This window comes from Marinomonas rhizomae (assembly GCF_003315485.1).
Lineage (GTDB): Bacteria > Pseudomonadota > Gammaproteobacteria > Pseudomonadales > Marinomonadaceae > Marinomonas > Marinomonas rhizomae.
Window position 1 is genome coordinate 59,976 of the sequence record NZ_QNSE01000008.1, and the last position, 17,478, is coordinate 77,453.

General features: G+C 43.2%; 18 protein-coding genes. 13 read left to right on the plus strand and 5 right to left on the minus strand.

The window, feature by feature from the left end; genetic code table 11:
• Window positions 1-3: 3 nt before the first annotated feature.
• The 5 genes from fliS to pseG are packed head-to-tail and all read left to right on the plus strand — an operon-like array spanning window position 4 to window position 4,858.
• Window positions 4-438 carry a flagellar export chaperone FliS gene (fliS, locus tag DFP80_RS11365; RefSeq protein WP_113916918.1) on the plus strand — a complete coding sequence of 145 codons (435 nt, stop codon included), beginning with the start codon at window positions 4-6 and terminating at the stop codon, window positions 436-438.
• Window positions 438-731: a hypothetical protein gene (locus tag DFP80_RS11370; RefSeq protein ID WP_113916919.1), complete on the plus strand. Its 294-nt coding sequence runs from the start codon at window positions 438-440 to the stop codon at window positions 729-731. The genes fliS and DFP80_RS11370 overlap by 1 nt, the downstream gene beginning before the upstream one ends.
• The gene (locus tag DFP80_RS11375) at window positions 721-2,829 is read left to right on the plus strand and encodes a motility associated factor glycosyltransferase family protein (protein ID WP_113916920.1); all 2,109 of its coding nucleotides are present in this window, start codon (window positions 721-723) and stop codon (window positions 2,827-2,829) included. Before DFP80_RS11370 ends, DFP80_RS11375 begins: the two co-directional genes overlap by 11 nt.
• 2 nt (window positions 2,830-2,831) lie before the next feature.
• Window positions 2,832-3,863 carry a pseudaminic acid synthase gene (pseI, locus tag DFP80_RS11380; protein ID WP_113916921.1) on the plus strand — a complete coding sequence of 344 codons (1,032 nt, stop codon included), beginning with the start codon at window positions 2,832-2,834 and terminating at the stop codon, window positions 3,861-3,863.
• Window positions 3,860-4,858, plus strand: coding sequence for a UDP-2,4-diacetamido-2,4,6-trideoxy-beta-L-altropyranose hydrolase (gene pseG / locus DFP80_RS11385; RefSeq protein WP_113916922.1), 999 nt, complete (start codon window positions 3,860-3,862; stop codon window positions 4,856-4,858). Before pseI ends, pseG begins: the two co-directional genes overlap by 4 nt.
• Here pseG and pseF read toward each other — a convergent pair.
• The 4 genes from pseF to DFP80_RS11405 all read right to left on the minus strand — a co-directional run bounded on the left by pseF (window position 4,833) and on the right by DFP80_RS11405 (window position 8,426).
• Complete coding sequence (pseF, locus tag DFP80_RS11390) at window positions 4,833-5,549, minus strand: pseudaminic acid cytidylyltransferase (protein ID WP_113916923.1); 717 nt, start codon at window positions 5,547-5,549, stop codon at window positions 4,833-4,835. The two genes, pseG and pseF, sit on opposite strands and share 26 nt — an antisense overlap.
• A gap of 3 nt (window positions 5,550-5,552) precedes the next feature.
• Window positions 5,553-6,737, minus strand: coding sequence for a UDP-4-amino-4,6-dideoxy-N-acetyl-beta-L-altrosamine transaminase (gene pseC / locus DFP80_RS11395; protein WP_113916924.1), 1,185 nt, complete (start codon window positions 6,735-6,737; stop codon window positions 5,553-5,555).
• On the minus strand, window positions 6,727-7,719 hold the full coding sequence (gene pseB / locus DFP80_RS11400; RefSeq protein WP_113916925.1) for a UDP-N-acetylglucosamine 4,6-dehydratase (inverting): 993 nt from the start codon (window positions 7,717-7,719) through the stop codon (window positions 6,727-6,729). Before pseB ends, pseC begins: the two co-directional genes overlap by 11 nt.
• 143 nt (window positions 7,720-7,862) lie before the next feature.
• Entirely contained in the window at window positions 7,863-8,426 is a 564-nt protein-coding gene (locus DFP80_RS11405; RefSeq protein WP_113917100.1) for a DNA-3-methyladenine glycosylase I, read from the minus strand.
• Between the two features lie 95 nt (window positions 8,427-8,521).
• Between DFP80_RS11405 and DFP80_RS11410 the strand changes: the two genes are divergently transcribed.
• The 6 genes from DFP80_RS11410 to DFP80_RS11435 all read left to right on the plus strand — a co-directional run bounded on the left by DFP80_RS11410 (window position 8,522) and on the right by DFP80_RS11435 (window position 13,952).
• Complete coding sequence (locus DFP80_RS11410; protein ID WP_113916926.1) at window positions 8,522-9,142, plus strand: NUDIX domain-containing protein; 621 nt, start codon at window positions 8,522-8,524, stop codon at window positions 9,140-9,142.
• A 4-nt stretch (window positions 9,143-9,146) separates the two neighbouring features.
• Window positions 9,147-10,127 (plus strand): 1-acylglycerol-3-phosphate O-acyltransferase, YihG family, encoded by a 981-nt coding sequence (gene yihG / locus DFP80_RS11415; protein ID WP_113916927.1) that lies wholly within the window; start codon window positions 9,147-9,149, stop codon window positions 10,125-10,127.
• Window positions 10,124-10,606 carry a DUF1249 domain-containing protein gene (locus tag DFP80_RS11420; protein WP_113916928.1) on the plus strand — a complete coding sequence of 161 codons (483 nt, stop codon included), beginning with the start codon at window positions 10,124-10,126 and terminating at the stop codon, window positions 10,604-10,606. Before yihG ends, DFP80_RS11420 begins: the two co-directional genes overlap by 4 nt.
• Before the next feature lie 44 nt (window positions 10,607-10,650).
• Window positions 10,651-11,232 carry a YqiA/YcfP family alpha/beta fold hydrolase gene (locus DFP80_RS11425; RefSeq protein WP_113916929.1) on the plus strand — a complete coding sequence of 194 codons (582 nt, stop codon included), beginning with the start codon at window positions 10,651-10,653 and terminating at the stop codon, window positions 11,230-11,232.
• A gap of 132 nt (window positions 11,233-11,364) precedes the next feature.
• Entirely contained in the window at window positions 11,365-13,263 is a 1,899-nt protein-coding gene (gene parE, locus DFP80_RS11430; RefSeq protein ID WP_113916930.1) for a DNA topoisomerase IV subunit B, read from the plus strand.
• A 74-nt stretch (window positions 13,264-13,337) separates the two neighbouring features.
• Window positions 13,338-13,952 carry a UPF0149 family protein gene (locus DFP80_RS11435; protein ID WP_113916931.1) on the plus strand — a complete coding sequence of 205 codons (615 nt, stop codon included), beginning with the start codon at window positions 13,338-13,340 and terminating at the stop codon, window positions 13,950-13,952.
• A 101-nt stretch (window positions 13,953-14,053) separates the two neighbouring features.
• Here the strand turns inward: DFP80_RS11435 and DFP80_RS11440 are convergent, their stop codons facing one another.
• Window positions 14,054-15,250 carry an amino acid aminotransferase gene (locus DFP80_RS11440; RefSeq protein WP_113916932.1) on the minus strand — a complete coding sequence of 399 codons (1,197 nt, stop codon included), beginning with the start codon at window positions 15,248-15,250 and terminating at the stop codon, window positions 14,054-14,056.
• A 179-nt stretch (window positions 15,251-15,429) separates the two neighbouring features.
• On the opposite strand from DFP80_RS11440, the gene DFP80_RS11445 reads away from it, so the two are divergent.
• Both DFP80_RS11445 and rhuM read left to right on the plus strand, forming a co-directional pair.
• Entirely contained in the window at window positions 15,430-16,617 is a 1,188-nt protein-coding gene (locus DFP80_RS11445) for a methyltransferase (protein WP_113916933.1), read from the plus strand.
• 269 nt (window positions 16,618-16,886) lie between these two features.
• A complete protein-coding gene (rhuM, locus tag DFP80_RS11450; RefSeq protein ID WP_206610580.1) occupies window positions 16,887-17,336 on the plus strand; it encodes a RhuM family protein in 450 nt (149 codons plus the stop codon).
• The last annotated feature ends 142 nt before the right edge of the window (window positions 17,337-17,478 follow it).

Sequence of the window (17,478 nt, forward strand, 5' to 3'; positions counted from 1 at the left end):
TTTATGTACAAGAGTAAAGGGATCCAAGCCTACAGAAAGGACTCAATTAAGTCCGATTTAGCCTCGGCTGACCCTCATCGTGTCATTCAGCTCTTAATGCAAGGCGCGCTTGAAAAGCTAGCTTTAGGCAAAGGCTGTATCGAACGTTCTGATTGGGAAGGTAAAGCGGCAGCGCTGACACGTGCAAGTGAAATTATCAACGCTCTAAGAGACGCCTTGGATCGTGATGTTAACCCTGAGCTTGTAGACAATCTAGAGTCGCTTTACGAATACATGATAGTTCGTATTACCGAAGCAAGCATTGCTAAAGACACCAGTATTATAGATCAAGTTATGGGGCTTATTTTGCAAATCAAAGGCGCTTGGGATCAAATCTCAATGGCTGATAAGCAAGCAGCCTATGACGATCAAATGGAAGCTCGTATGGGAGCGGTGTAATGCTTGATATGTCTCACTTAACGCAGTTAAGTGCCGCATTAGAGCAAAGTGTCATTGAAAAAGATGTAGAAGCAATACAGCAGCTGTGCAAAGACAATAATGGCTTTATTCGCTCCATTGAGCCACAGTCAGCAGTTGCTGATAATGAGCGAATTAAACACTTCATATTAGTGCATCAGTCTGCTATTCAATTTATTCGTGATGTTCATGCGGAAATGCAAAAGCAACTCTACCAAACTAATAAAACTCGTAAGAATGTGAATAAGTACAAAGGCGTGAAAAATGCAAAATGAGGAAAACTTATCCTCTCTTAATCAAGCTGAAGCATTTGCTTTGCTGTTTGAAAGAGGTGCAGCACGCCTCAAAGAACATGATCAAGAGTTGACTGATCGGTACATCAGAAACATGACCATATTTTCTCAGGTCATGCCTCATATATTTGAATCTTTTCAAAATTACCAGCCCCAAAAACGCCATATTTATATGGAAAAAAGCGGTGAGCTTAATCTATATCGCGAAGATGTTGGCGTACCACTTTTTTCGACTGAGCCAAAGGCGCAAGCAGCGAAAAAAATTGCACGAGCATTAACTGTACCGAATAAAACCTTATTAAATTTAGAGCGTACTGAAAATCACCCGAGTCGCCATGTTCATTACAGTAACAAAATTCTTGATCAGGTTGCATTACAATCTAAAGGTCTGAAGCCACAGGAAGGTTGGCCGGAATTTGCCGGCTCCGCCATATTGTTTGGTATAGAATTTGGTTATCAACTTGAACTTCTTCTTGCTGAGCGCGAGATAAAGCACCTTTATTTGTATGAATGCGATTTAGACTTTTTCTATTACTCACTATTTGCAATTGAGTGGCAGAGTATTTTAGAAACCTATAATCGAGATGGCCGCACGATTCATTTCTTTTTGGGTGTCAGTCCAGAAGAGTTTACTGAAAAGTATCTACATCAATTAGAAGAAAATGGCTATTTTATGGCGCCAGAGACCTTTTTACATATCGGTTATGGTAGTCCTGAGAATGATTTGGCGATTGAGCACTTTAAGAAACAATACGCCCGCCAAGTGATGGGCTGGGGCTTCTTTGATGATGCCCTAATTGGTATTGCGCAGGGGTTGAAGTCTTTACCTAAAACCAAAGTGGCGCATTTTCAAGGCCGTGATGCGCTACCAAAATGGGTGAGTAATATTCCTGTTTTTATTTTAGGGAATGGCCCATCGCTTGATCAAGGCATTGAATTGGTCAAAGAAGTACGCGACCAAGTGTTGTTAATTTGCTGTGGTTCAACCATTAATACCCTAAAAAAACTTGGTGTGACGCCAGACATTCACGTAGACATTGAGCGCCTGAAGCAGACGGTTGATAAATTCCAGTTTTTAGATTCAGATTATCTTGATAAAATTTGGGCACTGTCTGTGAATGTCATGCACCCCGGTTTGTTTGATTGTTTTAAACGCTCAGGAATGGCGATGAAGCCAGGTGAAGCGATTACCTCTTTGATGTTAAATCAAGCACGACAGCATGGGGATACTAAAGAATACGTACAGCTTAATTACTGTAACCCTGTGGTTGCCAATTTAGCCTTATCCTATGTCCATCTTTTCGGTTTTAATAATGTTTACTACCTTGGTGTCGACAATGGTTTTAAAGACAAAGGTAGTCATCACTCGGTTCATAGTGGCTATTACAAAGATGGCAAAGAGTCTGGCTTTCAGACTTTTCAAGAAGCTAAATTAGTCGAACGCGAAGGAAACTTTGGCGGTACGATTTACGCAACAGGCATTATGGACACTTCACGTGTTCAGTTGGAATCTCTTACTCGACAATTAAACAAACGTCGTAATTTTGCTAGCTTTAATTTATCTGATGGGGCAAAAATCGAAGGTGTGGCTCCTTTACGCATTGAAGATGTGCTTATAATGGACCCTAAAATTGATCATGCCAAAGTCATCGACATTTTAGAAAATGTGTTTTTTACTGAGCCGCTAGAGTCGCTATTGGACCAATCTGCGAATGAACTTATTTCTGTAGATGACTTTCGCAAAATTAGCCAGGCGCTGCAACAAGGTTGGGATGAAACTATCACAACACGTGAACAAGTGTGCGATTTGCTTTGGTCTCATCACCGACAGATTTATTTCTTAAAAGGGAGTGTTCATCGCCATATTTTTGACCTTTTAATTGGCTCTTTCACGTATTCCGCTTTCTTAATTGTGCAGTTTCTATTCAAGTTTGAAGACGAAGCAGAAACTGTAGCGCGTGCCCACTATTTATTTACACCTTGGTGCGAATTTCTTGAAGAAATGCCAAGCATGCTCCAGCAAGCGTCAGAGTATGTAGATCAAGGTAATGATCATCTCATCACTTTTTATAATGGTTAACTATGTTCGAAGCTATTTTTGAAAAAATGCCTTTTATTATTGCTGAGTTATCGGGCAACCATGACCAAAATTTTGAACTCGCCAAAGGCATGATTCATGCTGCAGCAGAAGCGGGCGTGGACGCTATTAAGCTACAAACTTACACACCAGACACCATGACGTTAGATGTTCGTCATGGTGAATTCATGGTGTCCGAGAGCGACAGTTTATGGCGTGGTTCTAATCTTTATGATCTTTATGCTAAAGCCTCGACTCCTTGGGAGTGGCATAAGCCACTGTTTGAATTGGCAGAGTCTTTAGGCTTAGTCGCGTTTAGTTCACCTTTCGATCTAAGTGCGGTGACTTTTTTAGAATCCATCGATGTTCCCTTATATAAAATTGCCTCTTTCGAGATGACCGATATTCCTCTGATTCAAGCGGTTGCTCGAACAGGCAAGCCGATTATCATGTCGACTGGCATGGCCAGCGAAGAGGAAATTGCCGATGCTGTGGCAACGATCCGAGCCATTGGTGATAATCCGCTAACATTGCTCAAATGTACCAGTACATACCCTTCTAAAATAGAAGACTCTAACTTGGTTACCATGGCGGACTTGGCGAAGAAAACAGGATGTCCTGTTGGTTTATCTGATCATACTCAAGGCCTAGGTGCTGCTGTAGCGGCAACTGCCTTGGGCGCTACAGTGATTGAAAAACACTTTGTGTTAGATCGCAGCGCTGGCGGTGTGGATGCTGAGTTCTCTATGGAACCAGACGAGATGAAAGCGCTCGTGGTCGCTTGTCGTGCCGCAAAAGCTGCGCTTGGCTCAGTCACTTATGGTGGTTCAGATGCCGAGCAAGCCGCGAAAAAATACCGCCGTTCTATTTATGTGGCTGCAGATTTGCCAGCTGGAACGATATTGACTGAAGAGCACCTTAAAATCATTCGCCCGTCATTTGGTCTTGCTCCTAAGCATTGGCCTGACGTGTTGGGTAAAACATTACTGAAGGGTGCGCAAAAAGGCCAGCCACTTGTTTGGGATATGATGGCGTGAAACTTCTGGTGCGAGCCGATGCCTCTGTCGAGATCGGCATGGGGCATAGAGTTCGTTGCCAAGCTTTGATCCATGCTTTTATTCAATTAGGCTGGCAATGTCAGTTTGTGGTTGACCGTCGTTATCAAGCTTTTGCTTCTCCTGACGATTGTTTTATCGGTGGCCAATCTGATAAGGAGAGCAAGACAGAGTTTTTATCGTTAGCAAACCGAGCTGATTTGGTGATCCTGGATCACTATGGTTACACGGCTGATGATATTACTCAGCTCTATCAGCATCAAGCAAACCTCCTAGTGTTAGACGATATGAACGATAGGGGAGAGTTCTGCGCCAAATGGCTGCTTAATCCCCTGCAGCAAGATTATTGTAAGCACATTGAATACCCGTTAACGGGAAGTAGTTATGCGTTATTGAGGTCTGTTTTTCAACAGCAAAAAAAAAGCCAAACGCCATCGCGACAATTGCTTATTACCCTAGGGGGAACCGATCCTCAGGCTCTCACTTTGCCTATTTTAACGGCCCTATTAGCGTCAGACTTTCCCACAAAATACATTCAAGTTTTATTGGGTGCTAATGCCAAAAATGCGCATCAAGTGATTCGCTTTTGTCGTATTAATAATATCGCTTTTGAGCAAGGTTTGGCGGACGTTACGCCTTTGATGAAGCAAGCAAAAATGGCTATTTCAGCCGCTGGTGGTACTTTGTTTGAGTTAGCTTGCATGGGCGTACCAACGATTTTTGCCCAAGTGGCAGATAATCAGACTCGCTCTTTGGAGCAGCATGTTCCGCTTGATTGGTGCCGTTGTGTTCGATTTGATAATGCATCGAAAGAGGCTCGACAACAACGCATTGAGCTCTTGGTAGAAGAGGTGGCTCATCGTTGGCTAGATATTGAATGGCAACAAAATGCTAGAAAAATGGCGCGCAGCTTGGTTGATGGTGACGGTGCTAATCGTGTAGCAAAAACCATTAATTCATACTTTGCAGTGCCATGATTTGCGTTAAGCGCAGCCAGTCTTCCTCGGTGTCTAAATCTTGAACCCTATGTCTTGGTAGCAATAAAGGTTTAGACTTAGGGCCAAAAATGTCTTCATCAAACCAGTCTTGTGTATGTGCCCAATAAAACTGCCCAGCATCGTGAATAGCTTCGACTAGGTCTTGTGAACGTTTGCCAATATGTTCAGGGAACATTGGCGCTAATTCGCCATTTTCTTGAATGTGGAGTGCTCTTTGGATCGGAAAGGCGAAGGTTGTAGCGGAAAAACAAAAGGCTGTGGATCTATCAAGTTGTGCCAAACCTTGCTGCAAATCATCGGCTGTTAGCAATGGACAAGTCGCGTAAATCAAGCAAGCTTGGTCTGGCGTTTTACCTTCATCGATTAAGCAGCGTAATGCGTGTTGCATAACAGGTGTGGTGCCCGTCATATGGTCAGCTAAGTCAGCAGGGCGAAAAAATGGCGTTTCTGCACCAAGCTGCCGTGCGATTGAAGCAATCTCCGCGTCGTCGGTAGAAACAATAATACGATCGAATAGCCCTGAACTAATCGCTGTTTCGATGGAGTAACCGATCAAGGGTTTTCCATCTAACAAGCGGATGTTTTTTTTAGGGATACGCTGGGAGCCACCACGGGCGGGAATCACCGCCACTCTGTAAGCTGGTTTGTATGAAGAGAAATCATGGTCCATTGTTCAGGCACTCATCACGCGGTTAGCGATTAAGGCGTGCTTTAAAATCAAAGCGACTCTTTCTTGCTGTTCATGGGTGAGGTCAGCAAAAAGCGGCAAACTCAGTGTACGCTCATAGTAATTTTCTGCGATAGGAAAGTCGCCCTGCTGAAAACCTAACGCTTGGTAGTAAGGTTGGGTGTGCACAGGAATGTAATGTACCTGAGTGCCAATACCCGCTTGACGTAAAATATCAAACACGCCTTTTCTAGCTGCCTTGTTATGCTCTGGCAGTAGGATCGGATACAAATGCAGCGCGGAATAATTGTCATTTGCTTGGTAGGGCAAGGTAATGGGAAGGCCTTTGAGCAATGTTTGATAGTTTTTGAATTGCTGATGTCGATGTTCGATAAAGTCATCTAAGCGAGACAGTTGCGACATACCAAGAGCCGCCTGTAATTCCGTCATTCGGTAATTGAATCCTAGTGTGTGCTGCTCGTAATACCAATCTCCAGGCATTTGTGTTAGCTCGTCTGGCGATTTGGTGATGCCTTGCTGAGCATGAGTGCGCATGTGTTTGGCAAGCTGTTCATCGTTCGTAATGGCCATACCACCCTCTGCTGAGGTGATAATTTTCACTGGATGGAAGCTGAAAATACAAATGTCACTGAATGCCCCCTTGCCAACATAATTGTCTTGGTATTTTGCCCCAATCGCATGGGAAGCATCTTCTATAATACGAAAGCCGTACTCTTTGGATAGCGCATGAATAGCTTGCATATCGCAGGATTGGCCCGCGAAATGTACTGGAATGACGACTTTTGGTAACTTTTCTGTGCTTTTGGCTATGGCTAATTTCTCTGCCAGTTTATCTGCGCACATGTTGTAAGTGCGAGGATCGATATCTACAAAATCCACGTCAGCACTGCAATAACGGGCACAATTAGCGGAAGCGATAAAGGTATTTGGGGATGTCCAGACTGTATCTCCAGCTCCTACGCCTAACGCTAAACAGGCGAGATGCAAGGCTGATGTGGCGCTGTTTGCAGCCACTCCATAACGAGCACCGACTGTTGTGCAAATAGCTTGTTCAAACTCACTGACACAAGGGCCTTGGGTCAAAAAATCAGAGCGTAGCGATTTGATGACAGCGGCAATGTCGTCTTCGCTAATGGATTGGCGGCCGTAGGGAATGAAATTATGCGTCATCGAAGGTCAGAATCTCTTCAATGCTTAAAAAGCGTGGGTTGCTACCAGATTGGTACTCATAACCCGGTTCAACCAATTCACCTGTTTCGCCTAAGCGGTTATGAGTAAAGTCCATATCGTCTTGATAAAACTTGATGCTGGGTGAAATGACATAATGATCGTTAAACTCATAGGTATGGAAAGAATCGTCGCCAGGGCACATTACTTCGTGAAGTTTCTCACCAGGACGAATGCCAACATCTTTGGTCGGAATGTTTGGAGCATAAGCGGCCGCCAAATCCATGATGCGAACGGAAGGGATTTTCGGCACAAATATTTCGCCACCGTGCATGCGTTGAAAGTTCTTTAGGACAAAATCCACGCCCATTGGTAAAGTGATCCAAAAACGTGTCATATCTGGGTGAGTAATAGGGATGGATTCAGCGCCATCTGCAACCAGCTTTTGAAAGAAGGGAACAACAGAACCACGCGATCCAACCACATTGCCATAACGAACCACAGAAAAGCGCGTGCGACCTTGGCCAACCATATTGTTAGCCGCAACGAATAGCTTGTCAGAAGCGAGCTTAGTCGCGCCATAAAGGTTGATTGGCGCGGCCGCTTTGTCTGTGGACAAGGCGATGACTTTTTCAACATCATTGGCAATTGCAGCTGCAATCACATTTTCAGCGCCATGAATGTTAGTTTTAATGCATTCCATCGGGTTGTATTCGGCGGCAGGAACTTGTTTTAGTGCCGCGGCATGAATGACAAAATCTACATCGCGCATAGCTTGAGTTAAACGGTCTTTGTCACGAACATCGCCGATAAAATAGCGCATGCAGCCCGCATCAAAATCTTGCTGCATTTCGTATTGTTTTAATTCATCACGAGAATAAATAACCAGTCGTTTAGGTTGGTAGTTGGCCAATAGTGTTTTCACATACTGGCGACCAAAAGATCCAGTGCCGCCAGTAATAAGAATGCTTTTGTTATTAAACATGTTAAGTACCAAACTAAATTATGATAAATGAGTGTGCAAGGCGCTGTGCCATTGTACAAAGAGCCTTTTTACTATATCGACTACTTTAGGTTAAACATTAATGAAATCAAGGAACTGCTATTGATAATGGCGGTTTAAGACGTTTATTTTTTCTTCCGCGATATACAATCTTTAATATGGTCATTCACCATACCTGTGGCCTGCATAAAAGCATAACAGGTCGTTGCGCCAAGAAATTTAAAGCCTCGCTTTTTTAAGTCTTTGGCGAAGTGGGTGGACAACTCGGTTGCAGCGGGTGCTTCCGTGTGATCATCTATCTGATTGTCTATAACTTTATGATCGCTAAATGCCCAGTAATATTGGCTAAAAGAACCAAATTCTTTAGCAATTTTCAAAAATGCTTTGGCGTTGTTAATAGTTGCTTCTATTTTTGCTCTATGACGGACAATGCGCTCATCTAGTAGTAATTGCTCTACGTCGGCGTCTGTCATATTGGCGACTTTTATCGGGTCAAAATCATGGAAAAGTGTTCGATAACCTTCTCGTTTGCGTAAAATAGTAATCCAGCTTAGACCTGCTTGAGCGCTTTCTAGTACAATGCATTCAAACAATGCTTGATCATCATAAATAGGAATTCCCCACTCTGTGTCATGATAATGGATGTATTCGGGAGATCCTAAACACCAAGCGCAACGTATATTTTCCATTTTTAACACTCCAAATTTGTGATCGCGGCTGACGGATTGTAAATGAATCATATCAGACCTTACTCCAAATAGTGGCCCGCTTAGGACGAGATAATATGAAGTTTAAACCAACGTATACTAAAAAAGATGTTGAAGTATTAGCCGACGAATGTCTTTACAAAGGCTTTTTCGAAATGCGTAAACTGACTTTAAAACATAAGAAATTTAACGGTGAATGGAGCCAACCCATGACCCGAGAAATGATGGTGAGAAACGATGCTGTATGTGTACTGTTGTTCGACCCTGTTGCCGATAAAGTGTTACTAATTGAACAATTTCGTCCTGCTGTCCTGAGGAGCGAGTCACCTTGGTTATTGGAATTAGTCGCCGGCATGGTCGAGGAAGGGGAAAGTGATGAAGACGTAGTACGTCGCGAGTCTTTTGAAGAAGCTGGCGTGACAGTAAAGCGTCTTGAATATATGTTTAAGTTTGTGCCGTCGCCAGGTGGATTGGTGGAGTACTTACGTATGTATGCCGGAGAGTTCGATTCAAGCCTTGTTGATACAACGAAAGTTCACGGCTTAGATGACGAAAATGAAGACATCAAACTTCATCTTGTGACGTCTGACGACGCTATCGGTTTGCTTAAAAATGATGTCGAAAACGCCAGTACTATAATGGGTTTGCAGTGGTTTGCATTAAATAAAGACGATTTGGTAAAACGTTGGTGCGTGTAAATTGATGAAATCAGACATCACTGTTTATACAAATAAGAAAACCCTACTACAGCCAGTAATAGGTCTTATTTCTTTTGTCTTTATGTGCAGCAACGTGTTTTTTTGGACCTTGCTGGTTCATCTTGTTGCGCCTCTATTATGTTTGAGAAATACCCGTTATGAAGACGTTGCAGAGCGCTGCTTTAATCGCTTGTATGATGGCTGGGTGGCTTCTTGTGAGTGGTGGTTTCAAAACCTCTTAGGAATAAGGTGGGAGCTTGATGAGACCATGAAAGCAGATTTTGAACATTGGCACCTGCTTATTGCGAATCATAGATCTTGGGTCGATGTTTTTGTGATTTTCGCACAGCTCAAAGGTCGTCGTCCCTTACCAAGAGTATTTATGAAGCAAGCTCTTATCTGGCTGCCGTTTGTTGGATCGGCAGCTTACATAATGGGGTTTCCTTTTATGAAGCGCTATACTAGAAGTCAAATTCAAAAAAAACCTAAATTGGCGGGAAAAGATTTAGCTACGACAAAACGTTCTTGTTCGCGTCTACTGAGACGCCCAAACTCTATTATGAGCTTTGTGGAAGGTACGCGTTTTACTGAAGAGAAACATCAACAACAAGCATCGCCTTATCATTATTTGCTTAAACCAAAAGCTGGCGGAATTAGTTTTATAGTACAAACTATGCCAGAGAGAATTAAAAGTATTACTGATATCAATGTTTTGTATGAGCAAAAGACAATAACAGGTTGGGATTTACTCTGTGGGCGTATTGGGCAAGTTAAGGTTATGGTCCGAGAAGTGGCCCTACCTGATATCATGTTAGTGCCAGAATATCAGGCTGCCGGCAGAGATAGAGAACACTTTTTTACTTGGTTTAATCTATACTGGCACGATAAAGATATACGCATGAGTCATCAGCTAGACACCTTTAGGCAGATGGCGCTGGATGACTTAGAGCAAGACTTTTCAAAAGGAAACACGTCGCAAGAATGACAGAGATTATGAAAACAGAGAAAACATCGAAACAATATGTACCAGACTTGGTAAGTTTGCAGCTACTTGGCGAATTGAACTATCGTCGCTTAGGTAGACTCATGCGTGGTCAAGAGGAGATGGATTCTTGGAATTTTTCTGTTCATAGTGCGGGTGATCAAGAGAGTCGATTACGTCTTACATTAGGCAAAGAAAGTCGTTTTACTTCTGATATTGCATTAGAGTTTGGCCCTGAAATGCCTCAAAAACTTCTGTTCAAGACGACACTGTCTATGACAGTGCGCTTGTATCATGATGTAGGCATTGCTGAAATTACTGATGGACATCGACAATACAGTGGCTCATACCCTTACCCAAATGACGCTATGTTGCATCGAGATGAAAAATTTCGTTTAAATCAACAGCTGGCGGACTTACTAGAATTGTGCTTGAAGCATGGTCATAGATTGAACAGCACCTTGTCTTTTCAGTTTGCCTGATCCTGATGTTAACCTTCTTAACCTAAGTAAAGGGACGAGAGCCTTTGACAGTTCTATTGTACATCCATGGTTTTAATAGCTCAGAGCACTCCCATAAAGCAAGGGTGTTGGTTGAGGCGGCCCAAAAGATTGGCTTGTCAGACTCGGTTATTTCGCCACGTCTGTCCTGGCAACCAGCGAAAGCCATTAAACAACTCGAAGCCATTATTGAAGTCAATCAACCGCAAGGCATCACGCTTATTGGTAGTTCCCTTGGGGGCTTTTATGCGGCTTACTTGGCTGAAAAATATGGTTTGAAAGCCATTCTGGTGAATCCCGCAGTGCAAGCTCCGGTCTTACTAGAAGACTTTCTGGGCCCGCAACTCAACCCTTATACCAATGAAGAATACGAATTGACTCAAACACACATGATAGAGCTTAAGCAATTAGTCGTCGCTAAGCCAACAGCGGAACTGTACTGGCTGATGATTCAAGAAGGCGATGAGGTGTTGGACTATCAAGAAGCGCTTAGGGCTTTCCCTAAAACAGCCCGACTGACTCATGAAGAAAATGGAGATCACAGTTTTACTGAGTTTGAACGATTTTCCACAGAAATTCTTCGTTTTGCTGAAATATTAACCGAGTAAGCTACTGCTTTTGTTGGACTAATTCACACTGCGTAAAACCAGTGATAGACTCTAGCCAATCTAATTTACACTCGCGTGTAATGCAATGTTTTAATCTTGTGTTACACGATCAACTTGGAAGAAACAACACGCATGTCTGCAAAAGAATATAACGCTGGATCGATCGAAGTTCTTAGTGGTTTAGAGCCGGTACAAAAACGCCCAGGAATGTATACGGACACCACACGGCCAAACCATCTTGCGCAAGAGGTTATTGATAACTCAGTGGATGAGGCTTTGGCTAATCATGCGGATCGTATCGAAGTTATCCTCTACAAAGATGGATCGTTGAGCGTCGAAGACAATGGGCGTGGCATGCCAGTGGATATTCACCCAGAAGAGGGGATATCGGGTGTTGAGTTGATTCTAACTAAGCTGCACGCTGGCGGTAAATTTTCCGGTGACAACTACCAGTTTTCTGGTGGTCTACACGGTGTAGGCGTATCTGTAGTTAATGCCTTGTCAACTTCGTTGGAAGTGTGGGTACGCCGTAACGGCGTTCACTATCATATTGGTTTCGAAAATGGCTTTAAAACGTCCGAGCTGAAAGAGATAGGTACCGTCGGCAAGAAAAATACAGGTACGAAAGTGAAATTCACCGCGGACACTAAATATTTTGACAGTCCTAAGTTTTCTCTTTCTCGCCTTAAACATTTGTTGAAAGCCAAAGCCGTGCTTTGTTCTGGTCTGCAGGTCGTCTTTATTGACCAAAGTGGCAGTGAAGAAGTTCGTGAGGAATGGTTTTTCCAAGACGGTTTAAAAGATTACCTGGCTCAAGCTAATAAGGGCTTTGTGTTATTACCAGATGAACCTTTCATTGGTGGTTTGACGGAAAAAACGCAAGGGGTTGATTGGGCTGTGCAATGGCTACCAGAAGGTGGCGAGCTAGTAACAGAAAGCTATGTCAACTTGATCCCAACAGCGCAAGGTGGGACTCACGTTAATGGTTTGCGAACAGGCTTATTAGAAGCCATTCGAGAGTTTTGTGACTTCCACAATATTTTGCCTCGAGGTATTAAGTTAACGGCAGAAGATGTGTGGGATCGTTGTAGCTATGTCTTATCTGCAAAAATCCAAGAACCTCAGTTTTCGGGTCAAACCAAAGAGCGTCTGTCTTCACGTCAAATTGTGGCTTTTATTTCCGCAACAGTAAAAGACGCGTTTAGTCTCTGGTTGAACAAACATGTTGAAGACGGTAAGAAAATTGCCGACATCGTGATTAACAGTGCGCAAAAACGCTTGAAAGACAGTAAGAAAGTTGTGCGTAAACGGATTACTCAAGGACCAGCATTGCCGGGTAAATTAGCTGACTGTTCCGGGCAAGATTCCTCTCGAAGTGAACTCTTCCTTGTGGAAGGGGATTCTGCAGGAGGCTCTGCTAAACAAGCTCGCGAAAAAGACTTTCAGGCCATTTTGCCGCTACGAGGTAAGATATTAAATACTTGGGAAGTTGATTCTAATCAAGTGCTCGCCTCTCAGGAAATTCATGACATCTCTGTGGCGCTTGGTGTCGATCCAGGCGACGAAGATTTAAGCGGTTTACGTTATGGAAAAGTATGTATATTGGCCGATGCCGACTCGGATGGATTACACATCGCAACGCTAATTTGCGCCTTGTTCGTTCGCCACTTCCCAGCCTTGGTAAACAGCGGGCATGTCTTTGTAGCCATGCCGCCTTTGTATCGGATTGATATCGGCAAAGAGGTTTATTATGCTCTTGATGATGAAGAAAAAGACATCACCTTGCACAAGATAGAAGCTGAAAAAAAACGTGGTACGCCAAACGTACAGCGATTCAAAGGCTTGGGTGAGATGAACCCGTCGCAACTGCGTGAAACCACCATGGCGCCAGATACGCGCCGTTTAATTCAATTAACCATGGAAGACAAGCCGGACACTGATGAGCTTCTAGACAAACTTCTGTCTAAAAAACGCGCAGGGGATCGTAAAAACTGGCTAGAAACCTACGGCAACTTGGCGATTATTGACTAATAAATCAAGCGTTTATCACCTTGTCTAAGGTAAGCTAAAATATGTATATAGCTCAACAAAATGGAAACGAATGAATGTCTGAAGAAAAAGACGATGATGTTATTAGCGAAGAAGTTCTTTACGAAAAAATAGATCACTATTTATTGACGTTTGGGACAGATCGTTCGTTGATGTGTGTATCAGAGCTAGATGGTTTTTTAACCGCGCTGGGGTGTTCTGTGCAAGAGTTAGAGCCAGATGTTTGGTTGAATGCCATTTGGGGAGCAGATGAAGATCAACCTGTTTGGGAATCAACTGAACAAGAAGACGAATTTCTAAGCCTTGTCCTTATCATGTATATGGAAACAATGAACAGCTTGTTGTTTGGAGACTTTTATCCTGTTTATCTTGAGCAGGAAGTTGATGGCGAATACAGTATATTGGTCGAAGAGTGGTGCGTTGGCTTTGTTCGTGGCGCTAAACTGATTGGTTTGGGTATTGGCGGTGATCGAGAGTTTTTCGACGAAGTTCTAGCTCCTGTGCGTTTATTTGGTACTGAAGCTGGCTGGAAAAAAGTTGAAGGCATGGTGGCAGAGGAAGTCACCTTCTGGCGAGAAAATTTAGAGCCATCGATATTACGATTGGTACAACATTACCACCCAGAAATACAAACCGGGACAAAAAATAAAGAAACTCGTGTACTGCATTAAGTTTCTCAGAGCCTTTATAAAGCACTTATAAAACAAAAAAAACCGTGATTTTTTCTGATCACGGTTTTTTTAACTTTGTTTTTAAGCAAGTGCTTTTTAAATTAACCGACTACCTTCGCAATGCTTTCGCACAGATAATCGATGTTACTATCGCTCACGCCAGCAATACTCATACGACCAGTATCTGCAATGTAAATCGCGTATTCACTGCGTAATGTATGAACTTGCTCTAGCGTTAAACCAGAGTAAGAGAACATGCCGCGCTGGTCTTTAATGAAACTAAAGTCTTTGCTTGCGCCAGACGCCGCTAATTTAGCCACTAGTTTTTCACGTAAACCATTGATGCGATCACGCATAGCAGCAACTTCTAGTTCCCACTCAGCTTTTAGTTCAGGGTTGCTCATGATGGTATAAACCACAGCGGCACCGTGAGCGGGAGGCATGGAGTAATTCGCACGAATAGCTTGTCCAATAATAGAAAACGCGGCATTTGCTTCATCAGCAGATGCGGCAATAACACTCAAACCACCACAGCGTTCGCGGTAAATACCGAAGTTTTTCGAGAAAGAATTCGCGATTAGCATATCTTGAACATTAGCCGCCATGTAGCGCAAGCCAGCCAAGTCTTCATCTAAACCGTCACCAAAGCCTTGGTATGCCGCATCAACCAGTGGTAACAAGCCACGTTTATTAACGAAGTCAGTGAGTACTTTCCAATGATCGAATTGTAAGTCGATACCTGTTGGATTATGGCAGCAAGCGTGTAGTAGCAACACATCGCCTTCTTTGGCTTCAGCTTCTAACTTCGCCATCATGTCGTCAAAACGTAGACCGTTTGTTGCTGGATCGTAATAAGGGTAGTCTTTTACCTCTACGCCTGCAGAATCAAAAATAGACTTGTGGTTACCCCAAGTCGGATCGCTTACCCAAAGACGAGCGCCTTTTAAGTTTGCACTGATAAAATCTGCCGCGACTTTCAATGCGCCAGTGCCGCCAGGGGTTTGTGTAGAACGAATACGACCAGAAGCGATCAATTCATTACCTTCACCCAAAACCAAGTCTTTGATAATGGCTTCAAACTCTGTAGCACCGTAAATTCCTAAGTAACTTTTAGAGTCTTCTTGTTCAAGCAAAATGGATTCGGCTTTTTTTACCGTATTCAAAATTGGTGTATGGCCATTATCGTCTTTATAAACACCTACACCTAAATCAATTTTCTTTGGGTTTGTGTCGTTTTTATGAGCAATGATAAGGGCTAATAGAGGGTCGCCAGAAACGGCGTTAAGATGCTTGAACATGATAGTTACGGGGTCCTTTTTTTTATGTCACAGGAAAATCACTGTGAATCTAATCGTTGCTTGAATAGCCTCTTCATTTTGCCGTTTTTATGACAAAATACAATGCAAGCGAGAGGGAAATTTCCTCAATGCTGTAAAGAAAAAAAGACACTTGGTTTTTCCTCTCCAGCGAGCCTCTTATGACCTCTTTTCAACAGCGTTTTGAATCACTTGATACTTGGTTAAAAGCGCACACTCAACTGTGGCAATTCGACACCTTTGCTCGGCTTGGTAACCCTTGGCAACACGCTTATCCAGATTTGGCGTTATATCTAGAAAATAAGAGTCTCGAACCAGAGAGTGAGAGCTTCTACGCGGAAGTATTTCGACTCTGCCCAGATTTAAAAACAGCGCTTAACTTTGCAACGCCTAATTTATTTGATCAATCACCGCAGCGAACACCTACGTATGATCTGCCTGGCTATGTTTCAGTCGGGATAAAAGGACGTAAATGGGCGCAAATACAAGCTTTTGTGTCTCATACTCCTAACGCTGATAACTACGTGGAATGGTGTGCTGGAAAAGGACACCTAGGTAAGCTATTAGCTTTTCAAGATAGCAACCCCGTCCATAGTTTAGAATGGCAAAAGTCGCTATGTGAAGCAGGTGAACAAGAGGCAAAACGACTAAATATATCGCAAACCTTTACTCACGCAGATGTGCTAAAAGGAGAAGGACGCTCAGCGTTAGCAAATGCTCACTGCGCCGTTGCACTTCATGCTTGCGGCGATTTACATCGTAAACTTATTGAGCAAGCTGTCGCTGCTAACACGGCTATAGTATGCATTTCTCCTTGCTGTTATCACCTGACACAAGACAGTTGCTATCAACCGTTATCACACGCCGCTCAACAGTCGGCACTGATTCTGCGCCAAACGGACTTAAAACTGGCCGTCAAAGAAGTCGCCACCGCTGGCGCCCGTGAACAACGATTGAAACAACTAGAACTCACTTATCGACTAGGCTTTGATGCATGGCAACGATTTGCCCGTCAGCAAGAGGACTATCTTCCTGTACCCTCTATCCAAAAAGCGCTATTGAATCAAGGTTTTGTTGCTTTTTGCCGCTGGGCTGCCGAACAAAAAGGACTAACAGACTTAATTGCTAAGACACCATTTGAAGGCTTCGAAGTCATCGGGCAAACACGTTACCAACAAGTGCAAAAATTAGAAGCCATCAGCCAACTCTTTCGACCAGCACTGGAATACTGGCTCGTCCTCGATCGCGCTATGTATCTTGAAGAGCACGGCTACCACGTTGAGGTAGGCGCATTTTGTGACAAAAACTTAACGCCGAGGAACTGGATGATAAGGGCTACGCGGACGTAAGAGGCTTTTGTTATAATATAGGGTAGTGTTTAGCTAGATGCTTTCTTTTAGAACTGTGCTATATGTACTGTCAATTAACATGCACGGATGCAGATAAAATTAACCATTGGGAGATGGTGCTATGACCAAAAAGACGCAACTTAGCCTACAAGATCAAACCTCAGAATTCTTACTTTATACTGCTCCTAATGGTGAGGTGAAAAGTAGAAGTCCTGCTCAGTGGTGAAACCATTTGGCTTACGCAAAAGCGAATAGCGGAGTTGTTTGGTGTGGGCGTACCTGCCATTTCAAAGCATTTAGAAAATATCTATGATTCTGGCGAATTGCAGCGTGATGCAACTCTTTCCATTTTGGAAACAGTTCAGCAAGAAGGCAAAAGAGAAGTTAAACGCAAACTTGAATACTATAACTTAGATGGCGTGATCTCGGTTGGCTATCGAGTTAACTCGACGCAAGCAACCCAATTTCGTATCTGGGCGACTCAACTCATCAAAGATTACATAATCAAAGGCTTTGCTATGGATGATGAGCGCCTTAAAAACGGCCGCTTCTTTGGCAAGGATTATTTTAAAGAGCTACTGGAACGAGTTCGCTCCATTCGAGCCAGTGAGCGACGTGTTTATCAGCAAATAACTGATATTTTTGCTGAATGCAGTATTGATTATGATCCTCGTTCAGAAACAACGCATTTGTTCTATGCTCATGTGCAAGACAAGTAACAAAAAATAGAATCAGACTTTGACCGTGAAGTGAAGAAATTACTGAGCAACAAAAAAAGGACGTAGATAGATTTGCGCAGGCAGAGCACGAATCAACAACTAGTAATTAAATGTGTAAATGAAAACTTATTGATCTAAATAC